At 71.6% G+C, this 24,918-nt stretch carries 16 protein-coding genes, 1 pseudogene and 1 CRISPR repeat array; of the genes and pseudogenes, 11 read left to right on the top strand and 6 right to left on the bottom strand.

The genetic code is table 11. The annotated features are described in order from the left end of the window. Position 1: 1 nt before the first annotated feature. From BS73_RS30140 to BS73_RS30185, 9 genes and pseudogenes are all read left to right on the top strand, one after another. A pseudogene (locus BS73_RS30140) lies at positions 2-508 on the top strand (amidohydrolase family protein); the annotation flags it as partial. An 88-nt stretch (positions 509-596) separates the two neighbouring features. Continuing rightward, positions 597-1,988, top strand: coding sequence for a dihydropyrimidinase (gene hydA, locus BS73_RS30145; RefSeq protein WP_037577617.1), 1,392 nt, complete (start codon positions 597-599; stop codon positions 1,986-1,988). A 1,067-nt stretch (positions 1,989-3,055) separates the two neighbouring features. Then, positions 3,056-4,330 carry a hypothetical protein gene (locus BS73_RS30155; RefSeq protein ID WP_037577619.1) on the top strand — a complete coding sequence of 425 codons (1,275 nt, stop codon included), beginning with the start codon at positions 3,056-3,058 and terminating at the stop codon, positions 4,328-4,330. A 338-nt stretch (positions 4,331-4,668) separates the two neighbouring features. Further along, positions 4,669-5,553, top strand: a complete 885-nt coding sequence (locus tag BS73_RS30160) for a DUF5655 domain-containing protein (protein ID WP_037577620.1) — start codon at positions 4,669-4,671, stop codon at positions 5,551-5,553. Between the two features lie 562 nt (positions 5,554-6,115). Continuing rightward, positions 6,116-7,974: a CRISPR direct-repeat array (repeat unit 29 nt; unit sequence CGGACCACCCCCGCGTCGGCGGGGAGCAC). A gap of 128 nt (positions 7,975-8,102) precedes the next feature. Then, positions 8,103-9,404: an IS256 family transposase gene (locus BS73_RS30165; protein ID WP_235215583.1), complete on the top strand. Its 1,302-nt coding sequence runs from the start codon at positions 8,103-8,105 to the stop codon at positions 9,402-9,404. Positions 9,405-9,534: 130 nt separating this feature from the next. Beyond that, positions 9,535-10,383 (top strand): AAA family ATPase, encoded by an 849-nt coding sequence (locus BS73_RS30170; protein ID WP_063837092.1) that lies wholly within the window; start codon positions 9,535-9,537, stop codon positions 10,381-10,383. A 92-nt stretch (positions 10,384-10,475) separates the two neighbouring features. Further along, positions 10,476-12,332: a VWA domain-containing protein gene (locus BS73_RS40525; protein ID WP_037577622.1), complete on the top strand. Its 1,857-nt coding sequence runs from the start codon at positions 10,476-10,478 to the stop codon at positions 12,330-12,332. A gap of 101 nt (positions 12,333-12,433) precedes the next feature. Continuing rightward, entirely contained in the window at positions 12,434-12,820 is a 387-nt protein-coding gene (locus tag BS73_RS30180) for a hypothetical protein (RefSeq protein WP_051941145.1), read from the top strand. A gap of 298 nt (positions 12,821-13,118) precedes the next feature. Further along, positions 13,119-14,288 carry a UDP-N-acetylglucosamine--N-acetylmuramyl-(pentapeptide) pyrophosphoryl-undecaprenol N-acetylglucosamine transferase gene (locus BS73_RS30185; RefSeq protein ID WP_037577623.1) on the top strand — a complete coding sequence of 390 codons (1,170 nt, stop codon included), beginning with the start codon at positions 13,119-13,121 and terminating at the stop codon, positions 14,286-14,288. Between the two features lie 27 nt (positions 14,289-14,315). Here the strand turns inward: BS73_RS30185 and BS73_RS30190 are convergent, their stop codons facing one another. From BS73_RS30190 to BS73_RS35240, 5 genes are read right to left on the bottom strand one after another with little or no spacing between them, the layout of a single operon-like run. After that, complete coding sequence (locus BS73_RS30190; RefSeq protein WP_037577624.1) at positions 14,316-14,756, bottom strand: low molecular weight protein-tyrosine-phosphatase; 441 nt, start codon at positions 14,754-14,756, stop codon at positions 14,316-14,318. Next, entirely contained in the window at positions 14,753-15,904 is a 1,152-nt protein-coding gene (locus tag BS73_RS30195) for a DegT/DnrJ/EryC1/StrS family aminotransferase (protein ID WP_051941146.1), read from the bottom strand. Before BS73_RS30195 ends, BS73_RS30190 begins: the two co-directional genes overlap by 4 nt. A gap of 22 nt (positions 15,905-15,926) precedes the next feature. Continuing rightward, positions 15,927-16,922: an ATP-grasp domain-containing protein gene (locus BS73_RS30200; RefSeq protein WP_235215584.1), complete on the bottom strand. Its 996-nt coding sequence runs from the start codon at positions 16,920-16,922 to the stop codon at positions 15,927-15,929. A gap of 21 nt (positions 16,923-16,943) precedes the next feature. Then, positions 16,944-17,993, bottom strand: a complete 1,050-nt coding sequence (gene rfbB, locus BS73_RS30205; RefSeq protein WP_051941148.1) for a dTDP-glucose 4,6-dehydratase — start codon at positions 17,991-17,993, stop codon at positions 16,944-16,946. Positions 17,994-18,036: 43 nt separating this feature from the next. Continuing rightward, positions 18,037-18,576, bottom strand: coding sequence for an ATP-binding protein (locus BS73_RS35240; protein WP_051941149.1), 540 nt, complete (start codon positions 18,574-18,576; stop codon positions 18,037-18,039). Positions 18,577-18,780: 204 nt separating this feature from the next. Between BS73_RS35240 and BS73_RS30215 the strand changes: the two genes are divergently transcribed. Next, positions 18,781-20,034, top strand: a complete 1,254-nt coding sequence (locus BS73_RS30215) for a helix-turn-helix domain-containing protein (RefSeq protein WP_152617773.1) — start codon at positions 18,781-18,783, stop codon at positions 20,032-20,034. Positions 20,035-20,076: 42 nt separating this feature from the next. Beyond that, on the top strand, positions 20,077-20,565 hold the full coding sequence (locus tag BS73_RS30220) for a hypothetical protein (RefSeq protein ID WP_037577625.1): 489 nt from the start codon (positions 20,077-20,079) through the stop codon (positions 20,563-20,565). 70 nt (positions 20,566-20,635) lie between these two features. Here the strand turns inward: BS73_RS30220 and BS73_RS30225 are convergent, their stop codons facing one another. Further along, positions 20,636-24,634, bottom strand: coding sequence for a hypothetical protein (locus tag BS73_RS30225; protein ID WP_051941150.1), 3,999 nt, complete (start codon positions 24,632-24,634; stop codon positions 20,636-20,638). Between the last annotated feature and the right edge of the window lie 284 nt (positions 24,635-24,918).

Genomic DNA, 24,918 nt, shown 5'->3' on the forward strand with positions numbered 1-24,918 from the left:
CATGCCCCTTCCCGCGCCCGCCTCCCGCACCGCCGTCACCGGCGGACTGGTGATCACCGCCGCCGATGAGCTGCACGTCGACGTCCTCATCGAGGGCGGCCGGGTGGTCGCCCTGGCCTCGGCCGGCAGCCAGCAGTGGAACGCCGACCACGTCATCGACGCGACCGACAAGTACGTCATCCCGGGCGGCGTGGACGCCCACACCCACATGGAGATGCCGTTCGGCGGCACCTTCGCCTCCGACACCTTCGAGACCGGAACCCGGGCCGCGGCCTGGGGGGGCACCACCACCATCGTGGACTTCGCCATCCAGCCCAAGGGCAGCTCCCTCCAGCGCGGACTGGACGCCTGGCTGGAGAAGGCGGACGGCCGCTGCTCCGTCGACTACGGCTTCCACATGATCATGTCCGACGTCGACGAGTCCTCCCTCAAGGAGATGGACGCCCTCGTGGAGCAGGGCGTGACCTCGTTCAAGGGTTTTGCTGGTCGACGTACCCCTGGGTCATTCTCCCGAATCGGCGCGCTGACCAGCGCTCATGTCGCCCAGATGCCCTGCCCGAACACGCCGCGAAGCTGAGACGAAGGGGGTATCGGCCATGACCCGCACCCTGATCACCCACGGCCTGGTGATCACCGCCGCCGACGAACTCCACGCCGACGTCCTCATCGAGAACGGCCGGGTGGCCGCCCTGGCCACGCCCGGCAGCCAGCAGTGGGACGCCGACCACGTCATCGACGCGAGCGACAAGTACGTCATCCCGGGCGGCGTGGACGGCCACACCCACATGGAGATGCCCTTCGGCGGCACCTACGCCTCCGACACCTTCGAGACGGGCACCCAGGCCGCGGCTTGGGGCGGCACGACCACCGTCATCGATTTCGCCATCCAGTCCAAGGGCGGCTCACTCCGCCAGGGCCTGGACGCCTGGCACGAGAAGGCCAACGGCCGCTGCGCGATCGACTACGGCTTCCACATGATCATGTCGGATGTCAACGAGTCCTCCCTCAAGGAGATGGACCGCTTGGTCGAGGAAGGCCTCACCTCCTTCAAACTGTTCTGTGCTTATCCTGACGTCTTCTATTCCGACGACGGCCAGATCCTGCGCGCGATGCAACGGGCGGCCGGCAACGGCGGGTTGGTGATGACCCACGCCGAGAACGGTCTGGCCATCGACGTCCTCGTCGAGCAGGCCCTGGCGCGCGGCGAGACCGATCCGCGCTACCACGGCGAGGTCCGCAAGGCACTTCTCGAAGCCGAGGCCACCCACCGCGTCATCCGCCTCGCCCAGGTGGCCGGCGCCCCGGTCTACGTCGTCCACGTCTCCGCGCAGGAGGCCGTCGCCGAGATCGCCCGCGCCCGCGACGACGGCCTCCCCGTCTACGGCGAGACCTGCCCCCAGTACCTCTTCCTCTCCACCGACAACCTCGCCGAGCCGAACTTCGAGGGCGCCAAGTACGTCTGCTCCACCCCGCTGCGCCCGCGCGAACACCAAGCCGCCCTGTGGAAGTCCCTCCGCACCAACGACCTCCAGGTGGTCTCCACCGACCACTGCCCCTTCTGCTTCAAGGGCCAGAAGGAGCTGGGCCGCGGCGACTTCTCCAAGATCCCCAACGGCATGCCCGGCGTGGAGAACCGCATGGACCTCCTCCACCAGGCCGTGGTCGAGGGCCACCTCACCCGCCGCCGCTGGATCGAGCTCGCCTGCGCCGCCCCGGCCCGCATGTTCGGCCTCTACCCCCGCAAGGGCACCATCGCCCCCGGCTCCGACGCCGACCTCGTCATCTACGACCCGGCCGCCACGCAGACCCTCTCCGCCTCCACCCACCACATGAACGTCGACTACTCCCCCTACGAGGGCAAGAAGATCACCGGCGCCGTCCACACCGTCCTCTCCCGAGGCATCCCCGTCATCACCAACCACACCTACACCGGCCACCCCGGCCACGGCGCCTACCTCCCCCGCGGCCTCACCCAGTACCCGGGCTGAACCAAGCGCCCCGCCGAGAGCGAACGCAGCCCGAGCCCCAGCGGCGACAGAACCCGGCGTATAGGTCGACTCGTCCGCCGCCTGGATCGCGAAGGGCTCCTGATCTGCTTCTGTGCAGGTCGGGAGCCCTTTTCCAGTTCTGCGGCTGATGCTGATCCATCTGGGTTTTGCTGCCCATTTCGGCCTGTCTCCGGGTGTCGTGTGGCGATCGTGTGGCGGTGATCATGGTGCCGATCATGGCGCTGAGCTGGGCTTTGGGGGATCTCGGCAGCCTGCCGCCACATGGTGCCGGATGGTAGAGCTGCCTGTGGTGTCCGCAGGTGGCGAATGGTCCCGCCGGGGACCTCCCGGGGGGTGCTACATCTCAGGTCGGGGCGGCATGCGCGACGCTGAGAACCCGGCGTAGGTACCTCCTGGCCTGGTCATCAGGGCCGGTTCTGGGGTCGGGCAAGGCGCGTGCTCCAGGCCGGCTTCCTCGCTCCGCGCTCCGTGGGGTGTTCGGCGTTCTTGCATGGCGCGTATCGAGGGTCCTTCAAGCTGCGGCTCGTCTCCGGCCGGTACCTGCTCAGGCGTCCTGGTGGATCTTTCGACGTGTTCTCGATGACGCACCACTTCGAGTGCGTGGCGGTGCTGGAGCCTGCGAGGGAAGGCTCCTGATCTGCACTTTTGTCGATGTGCATGATGCGCCTTTTGGGCGTTACGGGCGATATCTTGACGCTGAAATGACGCTTGTGACGCTCATTTGACGCTCGTTCTGACGAGGCGTCAGGCAATGAAAGCCGGGCTGGGCGCTGGCGATGAGCAGGCCCAACGCGGCAGCCGCGGCGTCACGATGCCTCCGGAGATCCTCGGCTGACTCGGGCCGACGCCTCTGGGGCGCCGGACTTTTCGTGCTCACGCGATCTAATCGCCGGCCCCGGTCTCGGCCCCGACCGGATAGCCGCATCGCGCCGAGGGGGCTGGCGTCACGGCTGCGAAGTCGGGACGCCTCGCGTCCAACTCCTCGGCCTGCCACACTGTTTGGGCACCTATCACCTCATAGTGACTGCGCATGTGGTGGAGGACGTGTGGCGAACATCGTCTGGCATGCCATCCGCGAGCTGAAGATCAACCTGAGCTTTCCCGACCTCGGGCATCCTGAGCTTCCTGACCTGCTCGAAGAGATAACAACCCCCGTGGGCGAGCGCGATCGGCGCATGCTCATGTGCTGGGAGTGCCACGAGAGGGGCCGGTGCAACTCCGTAGCGGCGGGCAAAGGACCCTGGGTCGGCATCCGAAGAGCCCGTCGCCGCGACGGCACCCGCATCCTCGCTGCTGCCCATCTCCCCGTCACTCACCGCGCTACCGCCGAGGAATCGGACCTCCACAAGGCGGTCAAGCGGCGGATTGCCCTTGCCGCGACCAATTGCGGCCTGTGGGCGGACACCGAAGTGTTCAGCTCCGACGGCAGCACCCGGGCCGACGTCCTGGTCCGAGGTCCCGAGGGGGACGAATACGACTGGGAGCCTCAGATCAAGAATATTCGCGGGGAGAGCGCCCGCACTCGCGACCGCAGTGCCCGCCGGGTCGGCCGACTCCCCGTGTGGGTCGTGGTTGCTGCGGATGCCCCGCTCATCGACAAGGTGAACTGGGCTCGGATCGACAAGATGGGCTGGCACGACGTGGAGCGCGGCCGCGCACTTCTGGTCCGCGGCGGCTACCGGAGACTGCAGACCTGGCACTGCACTCCAGGTGCTGAACGCGCCTGCCCCGACCGTCATCACAGCGGTACCTCTCCGCTGTACTGCTGGGGGCATCATGTGGCGTTCATGCACCCCACGCAGTGCATCCCTCCGCAACCCGATATCGGTCTCGATCGCCTTGTACCGGCAATCGCCGAACACGAGATCGTTCCGGTCCGAATCCCCTCGCCAGTTTCCCCGCGTCAGGGCAGCCATGTCTTGGCCCTGCAGCACGAGCGCGAGGAATTCGTTGCACTCGTAGGGGAGTGCGAAGAGGCTGAGTCCACCGAAAGCGACCGGGACGACGAAGACCCGATCGGCTTCGACGAAGAAGCTCCAGAGGACGGCACCTGCCCTTACGGGCGTGACGAATACACCCTGGGCGGCCCCCGCCCCATCCTCGACCACCCTGCGCAGGCGCTGGCCTTCACCCTCGACCGCCCTAAGCTCCCCGCGTGGTTCGCGGCGCTAACCCCCGCTGACAAGCGCGCCATTGCTCGCCAGTTGGGTTGCTGGCCTCATCAGATCCGACCCTGTATTCGCTGCGCTAGCGAACCGGCTTCCGTGTACCGCTACGACGACATCCCAATGTGTCGCGGGTGCCGCCGGGGCAGGCCCTGAACTGGAGGTACTCGAACTTCGGCATCGCCGGACGGCCAGGATCAAGTGTCGCCGCTGCGAGATGCCCAGGCCCGACACAAGTGAGGCGATGTGTGGTCTGGAGAATCCGCTGGGACGCCTGGCGACGCATACGACAGGGCAGGTGCTTAGAAGGCACTCGACTCGTCCTGGAGGCAAGGCAGTTGACCTGCGCGTTCACATGCATCTGATGCTCCGTCAGTCAGCTTGTGGGACGTATGCGGGACGGGTTCGCTCTCGACCCTTTGGTGCTTCAGCGACGAAATATTCGCCGGTCCTGGCACGTTGGTGAGCCGCGTCGCGGAGATCGGGAGGGGACGGTGCCGGGCCTGAAGCTGTTCAGCCTGCTGGGCGAGGTGGATGAGATCGAGCCGCGGCTCGCCGACCTTGAGGTGGACGTCCAGCGCCTCGTCGAGGCCAACATGGAGTCGATGCTCGGGGTGCGATTCCTGGCGAGCGAGTTCGTCATCGACTGCGGCGAGGGCGGCCGGATCGACTCGCTGGGCCTGGATGAGAACGGTGCTCCGGTGGTGATCGAGTACAAGCGCGGCACCGATCCGGGAGTGATCACCCAGGGCCTGTTCTACCTGGCCTGGCTCACCGCCCACCGTGGCGCCTTCGACCAGCTGGTCCGCGACCGACTCGGGGCGGCAGCCGCCGCCCGGGTGCTATGGAGTGCGCCCCGGCTGATCTGCGTCGCCGGTGACTTCACCCGCTACGACGCGCATGCCGTGCGCGAGCAGCGGCGCAGCATCGACTTGCTGCGCTACCGCTTCTACGGACCGGGCCTGTTCGCTCTGGAGACGGTCGCCTCGACCACTGGCACCGTGGAGCCCCGCCGGGCACGCCGGGGGCCGGACGTGAGGCGGGTGCATCGGGGGCCGGCTGGGGCCATGGCGGGGCTCGCCTCGGCGCTGGATGGGGCCCTCCTGGGCGTGGGAGAGGGGGTGGCAAGGGTGCAACGCCGGCAGTACGCGGCCTACCGGCGGCTGCGGAACTTCGCCTGCGTGCTGCGGCCGCAGCAGACCAAGCTGCTGATCTACCTGCGCCTCGATCCGGCGCGGGTCGACCTCGTCCCCGGCTTCACCCGGGACATGAGGGGCCTGGGCCACCACGGGACCGGTGACCTGGAGGTCCAACTGCGCACCGAGCGGGACCTGGAGCGCGCCCATGACCTGTTCCGTCTCGCCTATGCCGCAGCATGACGCGTGCCCGGCGGCCGGAGCGGCGAGGTTTTCGAGACGGAAGACTTGGGCGTCGTAGAGGCGCTGCCCTTCGGCGATGCGGTCATGGAGTGGCGGTGGAGGCCCAAGTATCCGGCGGATCGCCGATTTCGATAACCGGGGTCCCACCCGTATGCTGCCGAGCGCAGTCTGCCATCCCTCGACAGGCTGAACGGCAGAGCGGATCACCCCCCGCGCTGGCGGGAAGCACGAGTGCAAGAGGTGTACCGCTCCCTCGGATTCCGGACCACCCCCGCGTCGGCGGGGAGCACATCGCGATCAGGTGGAGGAACTTCAGGGCCTCGGGACCACCCTCGCGTCGGCGGGGAGTACCAGCCGGCCGCGCACAGGAACGCCACTGAGGCCGGACCACCCCCGCGTCGGCGAGGAGCACCACGCGGCGAGGAAGGCCTCGCGCTCCTGCGGCGGACCACCCCCGCGTCGGCGGGGAGCACAGCAGTACCCCCACGAGGAATCGAACCCCGATCGGACCCCCCGTCGGCGGGGAGCACGCGGGCTCCGCCGGTAATCAGGCCCACATGTCCGGACCACCCCCGCGTCGGCGGGGAGCACGTGCGGCGGATGGCGATCGACATCTGCGTGATCGGACCACCCCCGCGTCCGCGGGGAGCACCGGATGCGCTCGGCGGCCGCGGCGGCGTCGAGCGGACCACCCCCGCGTCGGCGGGGAGCACGAGGACCGGCATCGCCGGTTCGGGCCCGGTCACGGACCACCCCCGCGTCGGCGGGGAGCACGGCATCGGCGCCTCGCGGCGGCGCTTCGCCTCCGGACCACCCCCGCGTCGGCGGGGAGCACATGTTCAACGAGCCGAACGCCTTGCTGTTGAACGGACCACCCCCGCGTCGGCGGGGAGCACCTGGGCAAGGTGGCCAGTCGTGACCTGCACGCCGGACCACCCCCGCGTCGGCGGGGAGCACGTCGACACCGAGCCGGGCAGCACCCCGCCGGACGGACCACCCCCGCGTCGGCGGGGAGCACATGGCAGCGATGCGCGGTGATGACGCGCTCACCGGACCACCCCCGCGTCGGCGGGGAGCACGCGATGTGCTGGCGTTGGCGCGGCCAGCAGATCGGACCACCCCCGCGTCGGCGGGGAGCACTGGACCGGCGACGAGCACGAGCCGCTGACCATCGGACCACCCCCGCGTCGGCGGGGAGCACGTCACCCTGTACGGCTTGTGCGCACACGTGGCCGGACCACCCCCGCGTCGGCGGGGAGCACCACCACCCGCCCCTGCCTATTTCCGCTGCTACCGGACCACCCCCGCGTCGGCGGGGAGCACGAGGGCCGCGCGGGGCCGTCCTCCATCGGGTCCGGACCACCCCCGCGTCGGCGGGGAGCACGCACAACGCGCTCTCCAAGCTGGGCGCCGACACGGACCACCCCCGCGTCGGCGGGGAGCACATGACGACGGCAACGCCCTTGGCCTCGGGCTGCGGACCACCCCCGCGTCGGCAGGGAGCACGAGGACTTCCCCACCGAGGAGCAGTGCGTGGACGGACCACCCCCGCGTCGGCGGGGAGCACACCGCGGCCCGCTGCTCGTCCGTGAGGGCGACCGGACCACCCCCGCGTCGGCGGGGAGCACCACCAAGGCCAGCTCGCCAACACTCGGAAGATCGGACCACCCCCGCGTCGGCGGGGAGCACCCTCAGCGTGGCGCGCAGCATGTCGCGGCTGGCGGACCACCCCCGCGTCGGCGGGGAGCACACGGTCGAGCCGGCTCCGAGGGGCAACGTACGCGGACCACCCCCGCGTCGGCGGGGAGCACTGCTCATCCGCGCGGATGGCGGACCGCTCCGCCGGACCACCCCCGCGTCGGCGGGGAGCACGGTCGCGATCCATCAGGGTCGCGATCTCGGCGCGGACCACCCCCGCGTCGGCGGGGAGCACGGACCGTGCTCCTGCGAGGTACGGCGCCGGAACGGACCACCCCCGCGTCGGCGGGGAGCACGGACCGTGCTCCTGCGAGGTACGGCGCCGGAACGGACCACCCCTGCGTCGGCGGGGAGCACTGGGCCTCGGCAACCTGCTGCTCGGCGGCGGCCGGACCACCCCCGCGTCGGCGGGGAGCACCAGACAGGCGCCTACGAGGCCGGTTTACCGATCGGACCACCCCCGCGTCGGCGGGGAGCACAAGGAAAGCCATACCAAGCCGTTGCCGGAGAACGGACCACCCCCGCGTCGGCGGGGAGCACCTGCTGGACCTGGCCGCACGCCAGGAACAGGACGGACCACCCCCGCGTCGGCGGGGAGCACGCGCTGTGCGGCCGGTAGAGCAGGGTGACGCGCGGACCACCCCCGCGTCGGCGGGGAGCACCCGCTCTTCCTGCTGCACAATCACGCCCACTCCGGACCACCCCCGCGTCGGCGGGGAGCACCTCCTGGCGCTCCTCTTCGTCGCCTACCTCCTCGGACCACCCCCGCGTGGGCCTGTCCTGAGGATTGTGTTTCGCCTGGTGTGACCTGAGTTGGCATGAGCTGGGTGCTCTGCCGGGAAGGATCACAGATGGGTACCAGGGACGAGTCTTCCGCGAACGCGAAGGCGAGTGTGCAGACGGGGGCGGAGTTGGCACAACAGGCCGAGCTGGACCGGGAGATGGCACAGCGGCTGGTGGAGCGGGCCCGGAGCCAGGGGGTGAGCCTGACCGGCCAGGACGGGCTGCTCAAGGGCCTGGTCAAGCTGATCCTGGAGGGCGCGCTGGAAGCGGAGATGACCGACCACCTGGGCTACGCGCGCGGCGAGGCCGGCCCGGCGGAGAAGTCCAACAGCCGCAACGGCAGCTACCGCAAGACGGTCCGCACCGACATCGGCGAGGTCGAGTTGGACGTGCCGCGCGATCGGGCCGGCAGCTTCACCCCGCAGGTCGTGCCCAAGCACCAGCGCCGGATCTCCGGGTTCGATGAGACCGTGATCTCCCTGTATGCCAAGGGGTTGACTACCGGGGAGATCCAGGACCACCTCGCGCAGATCTACGACATGGACGTCTCGAGGGACCTGATCTCCCGCGCCACCGGCCGCGTCAGCGCCGAGTTGGAGGAGTGGCGCTCCCGCCCGCTGGACTCGCTCTACGCGGTCGTCATGATCGACGCCCTGGTCGTCAAGGTCCGCGACGGGGCGGTGGCCAACCGGCCGATCTACCTCGCGGTGGGGATCAACCTGCGCGGCGAGCGGGACGTGCTGGGCATGTGGGCCGGCACCGGCGCCGAGGGCGCCAAGCAGTGGATGACCTGGCTGACCGAACTGCGCAACCGCGGAGTCGGCGACGTCCTGATCGCCTGCTGCGACGGCCTGAAGGGCCTGCCCGACTCCATCAACGCCGTGTGGCCGCTGGCCGAGGTCCAGCTGTGCGTGGTCCACATGGTCCGCGCGGGACTGCGCTACGTCTCCCGCAAGCACTGGGCCACCGTCGCCAAGGAACTGCGCGAGGTCTACACCGCGCCGACGGTGGAGGAGGCCGAGCGCCGCTTCGCCGCCTTCGAGGAGGACTGGGGCGACAAGGCCCCCGGCCTGATCGCGACCTGGCGCCGGAACTGGGAGCACTTCGAGACCTTCCTGAAGTTCCCGCCGCCGGTCCGGAAGATCGTCTACACCACCAACATGATCGAGAGCATCAACGCCCGCCTGCGGCGCGCGGTCGACCGCCGCGGACACTTCCCCAGCGAAGACGCCGTCTTCAAGGTCCTCTACCTCGTCCTGCGCGACCGCCACCCCCGCCGGACCAACCCCACCGGCCGCACCCGCGACTGGATGGAAGCCGTCAACACCCTCGCCGCCTACTACGGCGACCGCGTCACCAACCACCAGTAACAACAAGCACCAGCGAAACACAAACGATCAGACAGTCCCCCCCGCGCCCGCTCGGCCTCCGGGCCGCGACCGCCACCCCCGAGACGGGCCCCCGTCCGCCGCCGCCCCCGGACCCGCCCCGGTATCCGCCATCCCGTCGCCCCCGTCAGCCGCATCCGCCCCCGCACCGCCCGCGGGCGGGCGCCCCGGACCGGTGACCCGGCCCAACGGTCAGCCCTACCACCCCCGGAAGCTCGCGGGCCTGCCCGACGTCCTCGCCCTTCAGAAGCTCCGCGCCGCCGGTGTGCCCGCTCTTCTCTACGGCCCGCCCGGCACCGGGAAGACGGCGCTGGTCGAGGCCGCCTTCCCCGACCTGATCACGGTCGCCGGGGACGGCGACACCACCGTCGGCGACCTGATCGGCGAGTACACCCAGGACCCCTCCGGCGGCTACACCTTCGTCTACGGGCCGCTGGTGGTCGCCATGCTGGAAGGCCGCCCCCTGCTCCTGGACGACGCCACCCTCATCTCCCCCCGCGTCCTGGCCTGCGCCTACAGCGCCCTGGACGGCCGCCGCCAGCTCCAGGTCAAGGCGCACAAGGGCGAGACGATCACCGCCGCCGAGGGGTTCTACGCCCTTGCGGGCCACAACCCCGGGGTGCACGGCGCGGTACTTTCCGACGCCCTCGCCTCCCGCTTCGCCGTCCAGTTGCACGTCGCCACCGACTACAGCCTCGCCGACGCCCTCGGTATCGACTCCAAGGCCGTACGCATCGCCCGCAATCTCGCCAAGCGCGTCGAGTCCGGTGAGATCGGCTGGACCCTCCAACTCCGCGAACTCATCGCCTTCCAGAGGATCGCCGACACCCTCGGCGCGCAGGCCGCCTTCGCCAACCTGGTCGGCATCGCCCCGCCCGAGGACCGCGACACGGTGATCGACGTCGTCACCCGCATCATCGGCAGCGAGGTCGCCCCGCTCACCCTCGGCCCGCGCATCTGAGCGCGATCCCTCGACCGCGCGATCCCCAGCCCGATCGCCCGATCACTGACGCCGCCTCAACTCCGCCTCCCCGCGAAGGACCGTGATCCGCCATGCCTGCACACATCCACCTCGACCCCGGAGCCGGCCCCGCCGCCCCCTCCTCGACCGCCGCTGCCGCCGCTGAAGACGCGATCGCCCGCTGGGCGGACGACGGCGGCGCCCCGGCCCCCGAGCGCACCGTCGACGCCGAGGCGCACTGGCTGCGCGTCTCGGCCGCCCTGACCGCCCGCCTGCCCGAGCTGACCGGACGCGAGGACCTCGTCGTCACCTGCCGCCCCGGCACCGAATCCGGCGCCCCCGCCGCCTTCTTCCCCACCCGCGCCGCCATCGAGGTCGACGGCACCCTCTTCCGCCCCCACCCGCCCGCGGCCCTGCGGCCCGACCAGCACGGAGACGAGGAGCGCTACCCCGCCGCGTGGGGCGCCCTCGTCCACGAGGCCGCCCACGCCGTGCACTCCCGCTGGGTCCCCGCGCCCTGCGAGCGTGGCAGCCGGGCCGCCGAAGCCGCCGGGCTCCTCGAGGAATCCCGCATCGAGAAACGCCACCTGAACCGCCGCCCCCAGGACCGCCGATGGCTGCGCGCCTCCCTCCACCGCATCGTCCTGGCCGACCTCGGCCCAGCCCTGCCCGACACCCCGCACAGCGCCGCCCGCCTGGCCACCCTCGTCCTCGCCCGCACCGACGCCGGAATCCTCGACGAAGCCGAGACCGCCCCCGTACGCCGCGTCGTCGAAGACGTCCTCGACCCCGAACTCCTCGCCCGCCTCGCCGCCCTGTGGAACCGCGCTCACACCCTGGCCGACGAGGACGGCGCCGCCATGCTCGACCTCGGCCGCCAGTGGTGCGACCTCCTCGGCCCACTCCCCACTCCGCCCGGAACCGCGCCCGGTGCCCCAAGGCGGCCCGGTCTCGGCGACGACGCGTCCGCCCCGACCTCCTCCCGCCCAACCGGCGGGCGTCTGGCCGACTCGCTGTCCGACCTCGGCGGTGAGATCGCCGCCGACGAGAAGGCCCGCGCCGCCCGCAGCGCCCGCACCCGGGACTGCGCCGCACAGGCGGCCGAGCAACGACGCGCCGCCGATCTCGCCAAGAAGGTCTTCGACTCCGCCCGCGGAACTCACCCGATCAACGCCCACACCGGAGCTGAAGGCCCGCGCAGCCCGCTGCGCGGTACCCGACCCCCGACTACCGCCGAACGAGCCGCCGCCGGGAAACTCGCCCGCGCCCTGCGGGCCGCCGCCTACCGCGAGCGCACCGAGACCACCCTCACCTGCGCCACCCCGCCCGGCCGGCTGCGGATGCGGGCCGCCCTCGCACGCGACGCCCAACGCGCCGCGGGTGCCGCGCCCACCGCCGAGCCCTTCACCCGGACCGTCCGCCGCAGCGTGCCCAGCCCCCCGCTCCGGGTCGGCATCGCCGTCGACGTCTCCGGCTCCATGGCCCGGGCCACCGCACCCATGGCTTCCGCCACCTGGATCCTCGCCCGCGCCACCGCACTGACCGACCCCGACTCCCGCACCGCCGCCCTCACCTACGACGCCCACCTCACCGCCGTGACCCGCCCCGGCCACCACCCGGCCCAGGTCACCGAGTTCCGCGCCCGCGGCAACGTCGAACGCCTCGCCGCCGCCACCAGCGTGCTCACCGCGGCCCTGGACCTCGACCAACCCGGCGCCGGACGCCTCCTGGTCATCGCCACCGACGGCCACTACACCCGCGAGGAGACCCAGGCCGCCCGCGCCCGCCTCGCCGCCCTGTCCGCCACCGGCTGCGCGGTCCTCCACCTCGCCTTCGCCCCCGCCGCCACCCGCTTCCCCGGCGTTCCCCTGGCCATCCTGCGCAATCCGGACCGCGCCGTCGACATCATCTGCCGCGCCGCCACCCTCGCCATCACCACGACTCAGTGACCCCCACTCCCCGGCCCCGCCAAGGCCGGGGGTACGCACCCGCGCACTCAACCCACTCCCGGCCCGCTCAACCCGCCTTCCTCACCCAGGAGTTGAAACCCATGACCCTGAACGCCGACCTCTTTTTCACCCACGACTTCCGCCTCCCCCTGAACGGCGCCACCGTCGTCGGCAACACCCTCTACGCCGCCCCCGACCCCGCAAGCCCTCTGCGCCTGCGCATCGACTTCCACCCCGGCCCGCACCACAACTCCTACACGGGCCTCCGAATCACCCTCCTCCACCCCGAAGCCGGTCAGGTCGACCACACCGTCCTGACCTTCGCCGACCACCACACCTACCCCGACCGCCCGCAGCCCGTCATCCGCGACTGGCACGACGAGGACTGTCCTTGGGCCGGCGGGAGCTTCGGCGAGCTCTGGCACGCCGTTGCGCGCTACGTCGCCCTCTGGTTCACCGTCGACCTCGAAGCCGACCGACCTGCTTGATCGGCTTGAACGGCTTGAGATTCTTCGGCCACTGCAACGGGTGAATGGACGCAGTAGGAGAAACCTGGGCCGATCTCAGCTCGTTCCCTGGTGCAGGCCGCCTCCGCATCCCCCGGCGGAGGCGGCCGCAGCAGGCCGGTGACGCACCGGCCACCGCGCTGCTGTCGCTCTGACAGGAGCACGGTCTCAGGGGCGGGGTGTGCATACCGACATGCGGCGGCCCGGATGCACGACCAGCACGACTAAGGTGGGCCGCTCGACAGCTCGGCGGCCGAGGCTCGGCCGGATGGGGAGTGCCATGGAGAGCAGCACCGCGCAGCCGTTCCGTCTCCTGGTGACCGGTGGCGGTACCGGCGGGCACACCTACCCCGCGCTGACCGCTGTGCGCACACTGCGGGCCCGACTGGCCGCCGAGGGGCGGGCCCTGGAGCCGTTGTGGGTGGGCCAGGCCGATTCCCTGGAGGAGCGGGTCGCGGCCGGCGAGGGCATCGCGTTCCGCTCGGTGGCGACCGGAAAGATCCGACGCTCCAGCAGTCCGCTGAAGATGCTGTCCGCGGCGAACATGCGGGACATGGGGCGGGTCCCGCTCGGCGCTGCGCAGGCCCGCTCGATCGTCTCCGATTTCCATCCCGATGTGGTGCTGGCCACCGGCGGCTATGTCGCGGTGCCGATCGGGCTCGCCGCTGGGGTGTGCCGTCGGCCGCTGGTGGTGCACGAGCAGACGGTGCGGCTGGGGCTGGCGAACCGGGGGCTGGCCAGGGTGGCTGACCGGATGGCAGTCTCCTCGGAGTCCACGTTGGAGCTGCTGTCGGAGTCGGTGCGGCGGCGGGCGGTGGTGACCGGAAACCCGGTGCGCCCGGAGGTCCTGACCGGACGGGTCGACAAGGCCCTCGGGCTTCCGGCTCTGGCGGGATTCGCCCCAGGGCTGCCGACCGTGTACGTGACGGGTGGAGCGCAAGGCGCCCAGCAGGTCAACCGGCTGGTCAGCCAGGTGCTGCCGGAGCTGCTGCAACACGCCAACGTGATCCACCAATGCGGTCCTGACAACGAGGCCTCGCTGCGCGAGCACGCGACTGGGCTGCCGCCGGATGCGGCCGCACGGTACTGGCTGACGGGCTACGTGGGGGCCGAACTGCCGGACGTGCTGGCCCTGGCCGACGTCGTGGTCGCGCGCAGCGGGGCCGGGACGATCGCCGAGCTCACGGCGCTGGGCAAGCCGGGGGTGCTGGTGCCGCTGGCCTCGTCGGCCGGGAACGAGCAGGTGCACAACGCGCGCCATCTCGAAACCGCCGGGGCCGCGGTCGCGCTGGTCGGCGAGGTGGCGGCCGAGGATCTGACGGCGGCGCTGGGGCCGCTGCTCGCTGATCCGGCGCGCCGCTCGGGAATGGGCGAGCGCGCCCGATCGCTCGGGCGCCCGGACGCTGCCGAGCGCCTCGCGGACGTGCTGCTGGCCGCCGCCGACCGGTGAGACCCCGGTGGGCGGCGGCCCGGCGTGCTATGCGTTCATCCAGTGGGCGGCCCCATCCGCGATGAGCGCGGCGCACTGGGCGAAGCTGCGGGCGTCGCCGCCGTAGGGGTCGGGAACCTCGCGATCGGGCAGGTAGAGGCGCAGCCGGGGCAGGGCTGCGGGGTAGCGGGCGGCGAGTTCGTCGCGGACGGCGTAGTCCATTGCCAGGACGAGATCGGCCTGGGCGACCAGCGCCGCGGTGACCTGCCGGGCGCGGTGCCGGGCCAGGTCGTAGCCCAGGGCCGCAGCGGTGGAGACCATCGGCGGGTGGGCCGGCCGGCCGCGCCAGCGGTCGCGCAGCCCGGCCGAGCGGACGAGGGTGCCGGCCGGGGCGCGGTCGGCGAGGACGGCGGCGGCCAGCGGGGAGCGGCAGATATTGCCCAGGCAGACGGCCAGGATCCGGCACTGAACAGGCTTCTGACGGCTCATCGCCCCGCCAGGGCTTGGCGCAGGGCATCCGCGACGCGTGCCGGATCACCGGGGCGCAGGTGCTGGTGGAAGGGGAGGGTGAGGATCTCCCGTCCGGTCTGCTCGGTGACCGGCATGGGCCGGGTCCAGGCGCGGAAGGCGGGCTGCAGGTGGTTGGGCGGGTAGTGCACGCCGACACCGACGCCGGCCGCGCGCAGCGCCACGAAGGTCCGGTCGCGCTGCTCGATGGGCACCCGCACCGCGCACAACGAGGGCACGCTGCGGGCGACGTCCACGTCGACCGTGCGTACCCCGTCGATGTCGGCGAGTGCCTCACGGTAGGCCGTCCACAGGGTCCGGCGTTCCCGCTCGGCGCGATCGCGGTGGGCGAGCTGGACCCGGCCGATCGCCGCGTTCAGGGCCGGGAGGCCGGCCCGCAGGCCGTGTCCGGTGACGCGGTAGCCGGTGGCGGCGGCCCGCTGTTCGGCGCTCTCGGCGATGCCGAGGCCGCGCAGGGTTCGCAAGGCGGCGGCGTCGAGGGGGTGACGGGGGACGACGGCGCCGCCCTGGCCGCAGGTCAGGTTCTTGATGGGGCCGAAGGAGAAGCACGTCAACTCGCCGGTGGCACCGACCCGGAGGCGGCCGTGCCGGGAGCCGAAAGCGTGGGCGGCGTCCTCGACCACCGTGATCCGTCGCCGGGTCAGCTCCGCCCGCAGCGGGTCGAGGTCCACCGCCCGCCCGCCGTAGAGCACCGGGAGGACGGCGCGGGTGGAAGCAGTGAGGGCGGCGGCCACGCTGTCGGCCGTGACGCACAGCGTGTCCGGGTCGATCTCGGCGAAGCGCGGCGAGGCGCCGACGGCGAGCACTGCCTGGACGGTGGCGCAGAAGGTCATCGAGGGCACCACCACCTCGTCCCCGGCGCTGATCCCGGCAGCGTGCAGGGCGAGTTGGAGGGCGGTGGTGCCGGAGGCGACCGCGACCACGTCGGGTACGCCGAGGAACGAGGCGAGTTCGCTTTCGAATTCTTCGGTTTCGGCGGTGTGCCCGTACTGGCCCTGGGCGAGTACGCGGCTCAGGGCTTCGTGTTCGGGTCCGTACAGGTACGGCGCGGCGTTGCGCTCGATGCCCGGGATGGGGACCTGGGAGGGTACGCGGTAGGTGACACTCATGGCTGGTCTTCTCCTTCGTGGGTCAGGTTGCAGTGGTGGGAGTGGTGGGAGCGGGGCCGGTGATGGCTGTGGTGCCTGTGGTCGTGACGGCGAGCGTGGTCACGGCCTTGGTGAGGCGCACACCGGGGTGGTAGGCGAGGCGCGCGTGCTCGACGGGACGGCCGAACAGCCCGTTGAGTAGTTGCAGGACGAGTTCGGCGCCGGCCGCCTCGGCCACTGCGAATCCGCCGGCGACCCGCGCGTTCATCTCCGTGATGACCACCCGGGGGTCGTCATCGCGCAGGAACCCCTGGACGCAGCACAGCCCAGCTGCCCCTGTCGCGGCGAGTACCTCCTTGACCACGCTCTCGGCCGCAGGGTCGGTGAAGGTTCGCGAGACGACGGCCAGGCCTCCCTTGACCCGTTCGCGGTCGCGAAGGATCACTGACGCCCGCCCGCCGCGGTCGACGAGGCAGTCCGCGGTGAATTCCTGTCCGGTGACGCGCTCCTGGACCAGCGGATCCGGGGTGAGTTCGCAGAGCACCCGGGCCTGTGCGACGTCTTCGCAGGTGTGCACGCCCTGGGAGCCGTGCCCGCGGCGGGGTTTGACGATCAGCGGGGTTCCCTCGGGAACGCGCTCCAGACGGTCGGGCGGCCAGCTGCGCGGGGCCGGAATGCGGTGCGCGGCCAGAACGGCGGCGAAGGCGCCCTTGTCCAGTGCGGCGGTCATCGCCCGTGCCGGGGGCAGCCAGGTGCGTACCCCTCGCGCGAGCAGCGTCCGCCGCAGGCCCCGCAGCCGGGGCAGTTCCTCCTCGACGGTGCTCACCATCGCATCGGGGCGCCATCGTCGGCACAGGTCGAGCAGCACCGCCGGGAACGCCGGAGCGGAGGCCCGGGCCAGCACCGTGGGTGTGGCGAAGGGCAGGTGGAGACCGGGGGCGAGCGGGTCGGAGTCGGCGACGATCACCCGGTGCCCGGCGCGTTGGATGGAACGGGCGAGATCCAGGCCGGGGGCGGCGCCCACGCCGGTGACCAGCACGGTGCACGGGGCGGCCATGGGTCAGCCCTGCCGCTGCGGGTGCGGCCGCAGTCCGACGCGGGGGAGCGGGGCCCGGGGATTGCGCTTCAGCGGCGCCCAGCGGTCGGGATGGTCCCGGTACCACTCCACGGTCGCGGCCAGTCCCGCCTCCAGCGGGACGACGGGCCGGTAGCCCAGCCGGTGAATCTTGGCCCAGTCCATGGCGTAGCGGCGGTCGTTGGCCGGCCGGTCCGGGACCTGAGTCACGGCGTCCCAGCCGGCCCCGCACGCGTTGAGCAGCAGCTGCGTCAGCTGGCGATTGGTCAGGTCGGTGCCGCCGGCGATGTTGTAGACCTCGCCGGGGGTGCCGTGGCGCAGGACGAGTTCGATGCCGGCGCTGTTGTCCGCCACATGCAGCCAGTTGCGTACGTGCCCGCCGTCGCCGTGCAGTGGCACGGTCGCGCCCTTGAGGAGATTGGTCACGAACAGGGGGATGATCTTCTCGGGGTGCTGGGCCGGGCCGTAGTTGTTCGAGGACCGCGTCACGCACACCGGGACTCCGTAGGTCTGGCAGGCCGACAGCGCCACCAGGTCGGAGGCGGCCTTTGACGCGGCGTACGGGACACTCGGGCGCAGGGGCGCGTGCTCATCGGCCCGTCCGGATGCGAGCGGCCCGTACACCTCGTCCGTGGACACGTGTACGAAGCGGCGCACCGCGTGCCGGCGGGCGGCCTCCAGCAGGGTGTGGGTGCCGAGTACGTTCGTCGCCAGGAACGTCCCGCCCTGCAGAAAGGAGCGGTCGACATGGGACTCGGCGGCGAAGTGCACCACCGCGTCGTGGCGGGCGACGAGCTCGTCCACCAGTGCGGCGTCCAGGATGTTTCCCTCGACGAAGTCGAAGCGCTCGCAGAGGTAGGCCTCCCCGAGGTTGGCCCGGTGCCCGGCGTAGGTGAGCGCGTCCAGGACGGTGACGCGGGCGATGTCGTCGGCCGCGAGCAGCCGTTTGGTGAAGTGCGAGCCGATGAACCCGGCGCCGCCGGTGACGAGCACGCTGCCGCCACTGAATTCGGGCTGTTTGCACTGCTCGGTCATGATGCCTCCCAAGGGAATGGGGGAGATGGAGGGTTGCGGACCGTCACGGTCGGGATGTGACCGCAGCGGTGAAGTGCTCGGGCACGGCGCGTACCAGCGCGCGGTGCGTGACGTCCGGGTCGGTCTCGTCCGATGGGGCGACCTCCGCCCAGACGATCTTCCCGGCGTCACGTGACGCGCAGCCCCAGCGCTCGGTGAGGGCCTGTACGAGTAGCAGGCCGCGTCCGCTGGTCGACTCTTCGTCCGGCGGGACCCCGGCGGTGGGCGGGAGCGTCGAGCCATCGGCGACCTCGATCCGCAGCGACCGCCCGGTCCACATCAACGCCAGTTCGCACGGGCTGTCCGGACACGCGTGCGTGAGGGCGTTGGCCACCAGCTCGTCGGCCACCAGCTGGGCATCGGCCAGGGCTTCGGCGGTCATCGGCAGCAGCCAAGCCGTTGCGAGGGTGAAGAGCTGCCGCCGGGCCTTGGGCCCGATCTCTCCCGGTGTCGCGACGACGTCGACGAACGGGTGTTTCGGCGCGGTGACGCGGCGCACATGGGCCCGCGGGGGTGGCGTTGGATTGGGGCGGGCGAGCGGCATGCGGGCCTCCGTACGCTTGCCGGCGGGCCGTGTGGCCGGCCGGGATCCGGTGATGCACCGTCACGAACCGGCGCGTGGACCAGAAAGCCAGCCCTGTCCCGTGCGCTCCAGCGTTTATGCGGACCGGCATACGGATATCCACCGACCGCATACGCACGGCGGCCGGGCCGCGGGAGCGTGCCTAGGCTGGGACGGAGGAACACCATGGACTGGGAGAGCCACGCGCCGCTACGCGACGCCGCCCGCCGCCGGGACTACGGGCAGGTGATCAATCTCGCGCGGCGGATGCGCGGTGAGACCCAGGCCCAACTCGGCCGCGGCTGCGGGCTGTCCCAGTCCGCCGTCTCCCGGCTGGAGACCCGGGGTTCTGACGGCCCCTACACCCTGCAGCACCTGGCGAGCGCGGCCACCCATCTGGGCATCCCCCCAGGCCTGGTCGGCCTCGCCGACGACGGAAACGGATCAACCACCGTGCAACGGCGGACCTTTCTCACCGGCGTGGCCGCCCTCGCGGCCGCGTCGGCCCTCCACCAGCCCGACCCTCCGCACAGCTCAGCGACGGACGATACCGCCGAGGCCGCATGTCTCCGCCAGGCCACCAACGCCTATCGGCGGCTGGACGCCACGGTGCCTTCGCGCGATCTGCTGCCCGCTGCCCACGAGCACCTCCGGCTCATCCAGCGCACCACCGACGCGGGCCCCGACCGCGCCCACCGCGCCCGGATGGCCGCCATCGGTTCTGAGGCCGCCTCCCTGACCGGCTGGCTGGCCTGGGACATGGCCGACCACGGCTCGGCCCGCCGCTGGTACGGAGCCGCGGTCAAGGCGGCCCGCACGGCCGGCGACCATCTGCTGATGGCCTACCAGATCGGGAGCCTGGCCCAGTTCGAGGTCGAGGTCGGCAACGCCCATGAGGGCCTGCGCCTGATCACCCGGGCTCGCCGACCCGAGACCGAACTGCCGGTCATCGCCACCGCCTGGCTGTCCTCCTTGGAAGCCGTCGCCCACGCCGGCCTCGGCGACCAGCAGGCCAGCGCCCGCGCCCTGGACGCCTGCTCCCGGCTCACCGAGACCATCCCGGGACAGGAGGCGCCCCCGTGGCCGTGGGTGTTCACCTTCGACCAGCGCAAGGTCGCCGCAGCCCGGATCACCAGCACCGCCCGGTTGGGCCGACCGGCCTGGAAGGCTCTCACCGTCACCGACATCACCACCGCGCTGAGCGGCGGCCACGCCAAGCAGCGCGCCTTGCTGAGCCTGGACGTGGCCACCGGCCAACTCGCCTCCGGCCGCCTGGAATCCGCCTTCGACCTCGCCGCCCAGGCCCTCGCCGACGGACTGCGCCTGCGCTCCGGGCGCGTGGTGGAGCGGGCCCGAACCTTCCGTCGCGGCTTCACCGGCACCTGCCCGCCCGCTATCGTCCGGGACTTCGACGAACGACTGCACGACGCCTACCTGTGACCCGATACCGAACCGACTTCGACCCCGGACGAAAGGCGGCCCATGCGCCTGGGCATCACCGGACACCGCGGCCTGCCCGCCCCCGTCGCCGCCCAGGTGCGCGCGGCCCTCGACGAGTTCGTGGCCGCTCGCGCCCCCGCGGCGGTCGGCCCGACGAAGCTGACCGCCGTCTCCAACCTCGCCGACGGCCCCGACAGCTGGTTCGCCCGTGCCGTCCTGGACCACGGCGGAAGCCTGGAGGTCGTAGTCCCCGCCGGCGAATACCGCGCCGGTCTACCCACCTGGCACCACCCCGAGTACGACGCCCTCTACGCCCGCGCCACCGCCGTCCACCGCACCGGCCTGACCGCCTCCACCCCCGAAGCCCACCAGACCGGCAGCGAAATGCTGGTCAGCCTGGTCGACGAACTGGTCGCCGTATGGGACGGCCGTCCCGCCCGAGGCTACGGAGGCACCGCCGACGTCGTCGCCCACGCCCGTCACCTTGGCATCCCGGTCCGTATCGTCTGGCCCGATGGCGCAACCCGCTGACGCAGCATCCTCGGCGATGAGAAGACTGCTTCCTTCGGGGACCTGGACAGACGCCCTGCGAGGAGCTGACTCACGGGCTCGGCGGGAGGAGGTCGGTCGTGTTGAGGAGGCCGTCGGCGACGGCCTGGTACCCGTCGTTGGTGAGGTTGACGTGGTCACCGGCATCGAAGCTGACGGTGGCTCCGCTGCTGTTGGTGCCCTGGGTGTTGAGCTGCTCCTCGAGGTTGGTGGAGTCGATGGCGGCGATGGCTCCGTCGGCGTCGTAGGCGTAGGTGTAGGGGCCGGTTCCGACGGGCGGCGGGGCCATGTCCTGGATGTCCTGGTTGATGCTGGCGCGGGTGGCGTCCACGGTGCTGGTGCAGGCGGCGTAGCCGTCGCAGGGCGTCTGGGTGGTGAAGATCGCGGTGATGCCCCAGTCGGCGAGGGTCTGCTTCAGGGCGAGGTCGGCCGCGTCCTGGGTGCCTTCGTCGACGCCGCCCAGGGTGTCGTGGAGGCCTTCCTCGATCACGACGGTGGTCAGGCCGGGCTCGCTGAGGACGTCGCGGTCCAGGCGGGTCAGCGCGGCCAGGCCGGTGTAGCCGAGGGTGTCCTGGTTGAGGCTGTTGTTCTGGATGCCGGCACCGACGACCCCGGACTGGGGCGCGCTCCAGGTGTTGCGGCTGGGGTCGGCGAGATCGTCGGCGATGTCCCGGGAGAGCCGCCTGCTGCCGATCGTGGCGCTTGCCGTGCTGCTGAACGGATCGACCAGGCCGTCACCGAGCACGGCCAGGGTCGGCTCGCTCCCGGCGGAGGCGGTGACGTCCACTCCGGTGAGGATGTTGGTGAAGGCCCCGCTCTTGGTGCCGGTCCCGGTGAAGGCGCCGGCCGCGGTGTCAGCGGTGTGATCGCCGGAGCCGGCGGCGGTGACCCAGGTGTAGCCGTCGGTCGCCCAGGTGTGCTCGACCAGGTAGGGGACGTCGCCGGTCAGGTGCGAGCTGACCAGGAGGTTCTGGCCCGCGGTGACGGGGAAGCTGACCGGGTCGCTGTAGATGTCCGCGCCCGCGGGGAGGGTGATCGAGGAGGCGCCGTCGAAGGTGACGGCGACCGGGGCGGCCTTCGCGCTGGACTGGTAGTTCTGGGCGGCGAGGGTGACGTGGTCCAGGGTGATCGGGCTGGTGCCCTGGGCGTTGGAGAGGTGGATGCGGGTGCTGCTCCCGGTCACGGTGGGGGTCAGTGCGGTGCGGATGGTCTGGTCCTTCCAGTCCGCGCCCTGGAAGTTGACGGTGGTCTCGGTCGGGGAGGCCCAGGCGCCGGTCCAGGAGGCTCCGCCGGCGGCGGAGGTGGTGTCGCGCACGTTCATCGCCAGGATGTGCAGGGCGGGGAAGCCCTGCCGGGCCGAACCGCTGACGTCCGGGAGGGTGATGGAGGAGACGGTCTTGCTCGAGTCGAGGTGGACCGTGATCGCGTACAGGTTGACGGCGCCGTCGAAGGTGCCGCTCGGGTTGTGCCGGTGCGCCAGGGTGAGCACGGCGTAGGGCGAGGTCAGGTTGTCGGTGGCCCCGTCGGGGCGGTCGACCCAGTCCGGGGGCCGCAGGTAGTAGGTGCCGGTGCTGCCGTCGCTGTACTGGATGGTCCCGGTGGGATCGGCGCAGTCGGTGGAACTGCCGTTGGTGAAGGTGCAGTTGGTGCCCGAGGTGTCGGTGGTGGGCGGGATGAAGGGGGTGCTGGAGTCGTCGTCCGCGCGTTGGGTGTCGCTTTGCAGGGCGTAGGTGCTGAAGCCGAGGAAGACGACGGCCGAGCCCTTGGTCAGGCCGCCGCTCTGGGCGGGAAGGGAGATGGTCTGGTTGTCGGCCAGGACGTTGTCCGGCTTGCCGTTGCCGTAGTTCGGCAGGGTGAGGGACGCGCCGTTGATGTGCACGGTGCTGCCCGGGTTCCAGCCGGCTGCCTGCAGGTCCTCCAGGGGGAGGCTGTTGCTGGCCCCGTCGGCGTTGCCGCTCGCGGCGTTGCTGGTGGCGGTGACGGCGGTGTTGTCGAAGGCGGCGGCGAGGCTGGAGTAGGTGCTGCCGGCGGCTGCGTTGACGCTGAAGGTGGCCGAGGTCCCGGCGGTGTTGCTGGCCGCGTCGTACGCGGTGACGTACAGGGTGTGGGTGCCGGGAGAGGCCGGGGTGACGGTGATGCTCGCGGTGCCGCTGCTGTCCGCGGTCACGGTCTGGTTCGCCGGCGGGTTGCTCACCGGCGGTGCCACGTCCAGGTTCCAGACGTACTTCACGGCCTTGTCGCTGGCGTCCGTCGTGGCGGTGTACACGCTGGAGCTGCCCTCGCTCGTGCCGGCGGACTTGACCGCCAGGCGCAGTACGGGGGTGTTGGGGTAGGCGGTGAAGTGGCAGGTCTCGTTGCGGGTGGTGGAGAGGTGGCCGTCGGAGGCGGAGACCTGCCAGTCGACGGTGGTGCCGTCCGCGAGGCCGGAGACGAAGCCGGAGGGCAGGGACTGGCTGGCGGTCTTGCCGCTGGAGGTGACCGCGGAGACCAGGGTGTGCTTGGTGGTGCTGCCGTTGATCCAGTAGGTGAACGTGGCGTCCAGCTGGTCCTTGTCCGGGTCGGAGACCTGCGCGTTCAAGGTGGGCGCGGTGACCGAGTCGGTCTTGCCCAGCAGCGGGTAGGGCGTGGTGGTCGCGCAGCCCAGGGTGGTGCTGCCGGCGTTGGCGGACAGGTAGCCGGGCGGGTTGGGGGCGTGGTCGTAGACGATGGTGATCGTCGGGTTGTAGTTGAACCGGCGGAAGTAGGCCCCGTCCGATTCGTTGCTGTTGACCAGCGCGAAGGTGTAGGTCCCCCAGTCGTTCGCCGCGGCCTTGGCGAAGTTGGAGGTGATGTCGTACCCGCCCGAGGGCCAGGAGGAGCAGGCCGACCCGAAGGTCTGCGCGCCCAGGTAGGTGCCCAGGGCCGGCTTGTTGTTCCAGTTCGTCGCGGAGCTGATCGGGCTGGTGAGGTAGGCCTTGATGTCGTTGCTGGTGCTGCAGCTGGCCGAGTAGGTCTCCTGGACGTTCGCCGTGGCGCTGACGATGGAGGCGCCCCAGACGTTGTGCGGGACCGCGATCTGGAAGTAGCTGCGTTCCAGGCCGATGCACCCGGTGAAGGTGTTGTCGCCTACCCCGGGGTAGCCGTAGGAGGTGTCGTTGACGTGCGGGGTGGAGGGGCAGGCGCTTTGCACCTCGGTGAACATCTGCCGGTTGCCTGTCGCGTTCAGCGGGCTCCAGTCCGGCGGGTCGATGTAGACCGGGTAGGTGGTGGAGGAACCGGTGAGCAGCTTCTGATCCGGTGTCAGGGTGATGGTGGAGCCGTCGACCTGGGCGTCCACGGGGGCGACCTGCGCGCCCTCGCCCGGCCCCGGGGTGTCGGCGGCGGTGGAGGCGTCCAGGGCGGCGACTTTGCTGGTGGCGGCCCCGGAGCTGGTGGAGGTGGAGTCCCACATCAGCGGGCTGGGGGCCTGGAACTGCACCTGGCCGTCGGCGGAGCGGGCGCTCAGCGTGCCGTGGCCGTCGTCGGTGACGGTCACGCCCTGGGTGTGCGTGGTGAGCTTGAGGCTGCTCAGCGCCGGATTCGACGCCGCGGCCGCCGTCTTGACGACCAGGACGTCGGTGATCCCGCCGGTGGGGGTAGCACTGACCTGCAGGTCGACATCGGGGAAGACCGAGGGATAGGTCAGGGTGGAGCCGGAGACGGTCGGCGTGGGCAGCGCGGAGGGCCAGTACAGGGAGACGTCGCGGCCCGCGCTGTCGGCGATGGTGACCAGCGGGCCGCTGCCGCCGCCGGACAGGACCAGGGAGCCCGGGGCCGCCGCGGGAGCGTAGGTGCCGGAGGCGTTCTGCTTCAGCGTCGTGTCGATGTCCGCCCAGGCGCCGTTCTTCTGCACCCGCTGGGGCATCACGCTGCTGGACCAGGACAGCTGCCCGTTCGGCTCCGCGGTCAGCGTCGAGATCGATGTGGTGAGGGAGTCGACGCTCACCGGCTGCCCGGAGGAGGTGGCCTGGGCCGAGGCGTCGGCCACGGCCTGCTGCTGGGAGGCGCTCAGACCGGTGCCGGTGGCCAGCATGGCGGGGCTCAACGGGGAGGGAGGCGCCTGCGGTGCGGCCGGGGCGGGGTCGCCGGAGCTGCCGTCGGCGGCGGTCGCGGCGTGCGCGGGAAGCGCCGCGGTGATCGACAGGAGTGGAACGCCGGAGAAGAGGAGCGCGGCGGCGACCGCCGTCGCGAGGGGCCTGCGACGTCGCGCGGCCCCTGTGCGTGTTGTGTCCCGTCTCCGCATGGCTGTTCCCGTCTTATGTCGTGCGCGTGAAGACTCGGCGCAGGAGAGTCGCACGCTACCGGGGCGGTCGCGGA

The organism is Phaeacidiphilus oryzae TH49, from assembly GCF_000744815.1.
Classification (GTDB): domain Bacteria; phylum Actinomycetota; class Actinomycetes; order Streptomycetales; family Streptomycetaceae; genus Phaeacidiphilus; species Phaeacidiphilus oryzae.

Excerpts from the sequence above, each read along its gene's own strand:
- BS73_RS30195 (WP_051941146.1), bottom strand. The coding sequence starts at position 15,904 with ATGAGTGTCACCTACCGCGTACCCTCCCAGGTCCCCATCCCGGGCATC.
- BS73_RS30220 (WP_037577625.1), top strand. The coding sequence starts at position 20,077 with ATGCGCCTGGGCATCACCGGACACCGCGGCCTGCCCGCCCCCGTCGCC.
- BS73_RS30190 (WP_037577624.1), bottom strand. The coding sequence starts at position 14,756 with ATGAGCCGTCAGAAGCCTGTTCAGTGCCGGATCCTGGCCGTCTGCCTG.
- hydA (WP_037577617.1), top strand. The coding sequence starts at position 597 with ATGACCCGCACCCTGATCACCCACGGCCTGGTGATCACCGCCGCCGAC.
- BS73_RS30215 (WP_152617773.1), top strand. The coding sequence starts at position 18,781 with ATGGACTGGGAGAGCCACGCGCCGCTACGCGACGCCGCCCGCCGCCGG.
- BS73_RS35240 (WP_051941149.1), bottom strand. The coding sequence starts at position 18,576 with ATGCCGCTCGCCCGCCCCAATCCAACGCCACCCCCGCGGGCCCATGTG.
- BS73_RS40525 (WP_037577622.1), top strand. The coding sequence starts at position 10,476 with ATGCCTGCACACATCCACCTCGACCCCGGAGCCGGCCCCGCCGCCCCC.
- rfbB (WP_051941148.1), bottom strand. The coding sequence starts at position 17,993 with ATGACCGAGCAGTGCAAACAGCCCGAATTCAGTGGCGGCAGCGTGCTC.
- BS73_RS30185 (WP_037577623.1), top strand. The coding sequence starts at position 13,119 with ATGGAGAGCAGCACCGCGCAGCCGTTCCGTCTCCTGGTGACCGGTGGC.
- BS73_RS30180 (WP_051941145.1), top strand. The coding sequence starts at position 12,434 with ATGACCCTGAACGCCGACCTCTTTTTCACCCACGACTTCCGCCTCCCC.
- BS73_RS30225 (WP_051941150.1), bottom strand. The coding sequence starts at position 24,634 with ATGCTGGCCACCGGCACCGGTCTGAGCGCCTCCCAGCAGCAGGCCGTG.
- BS73_RS30165 (WP_235215583.1), top strand. The coding sequence starts at position 8,103 with ATGGGTACCAGGGACGAGTCTTCCGCGAACGCGAAGGCGAGTGTGCAG.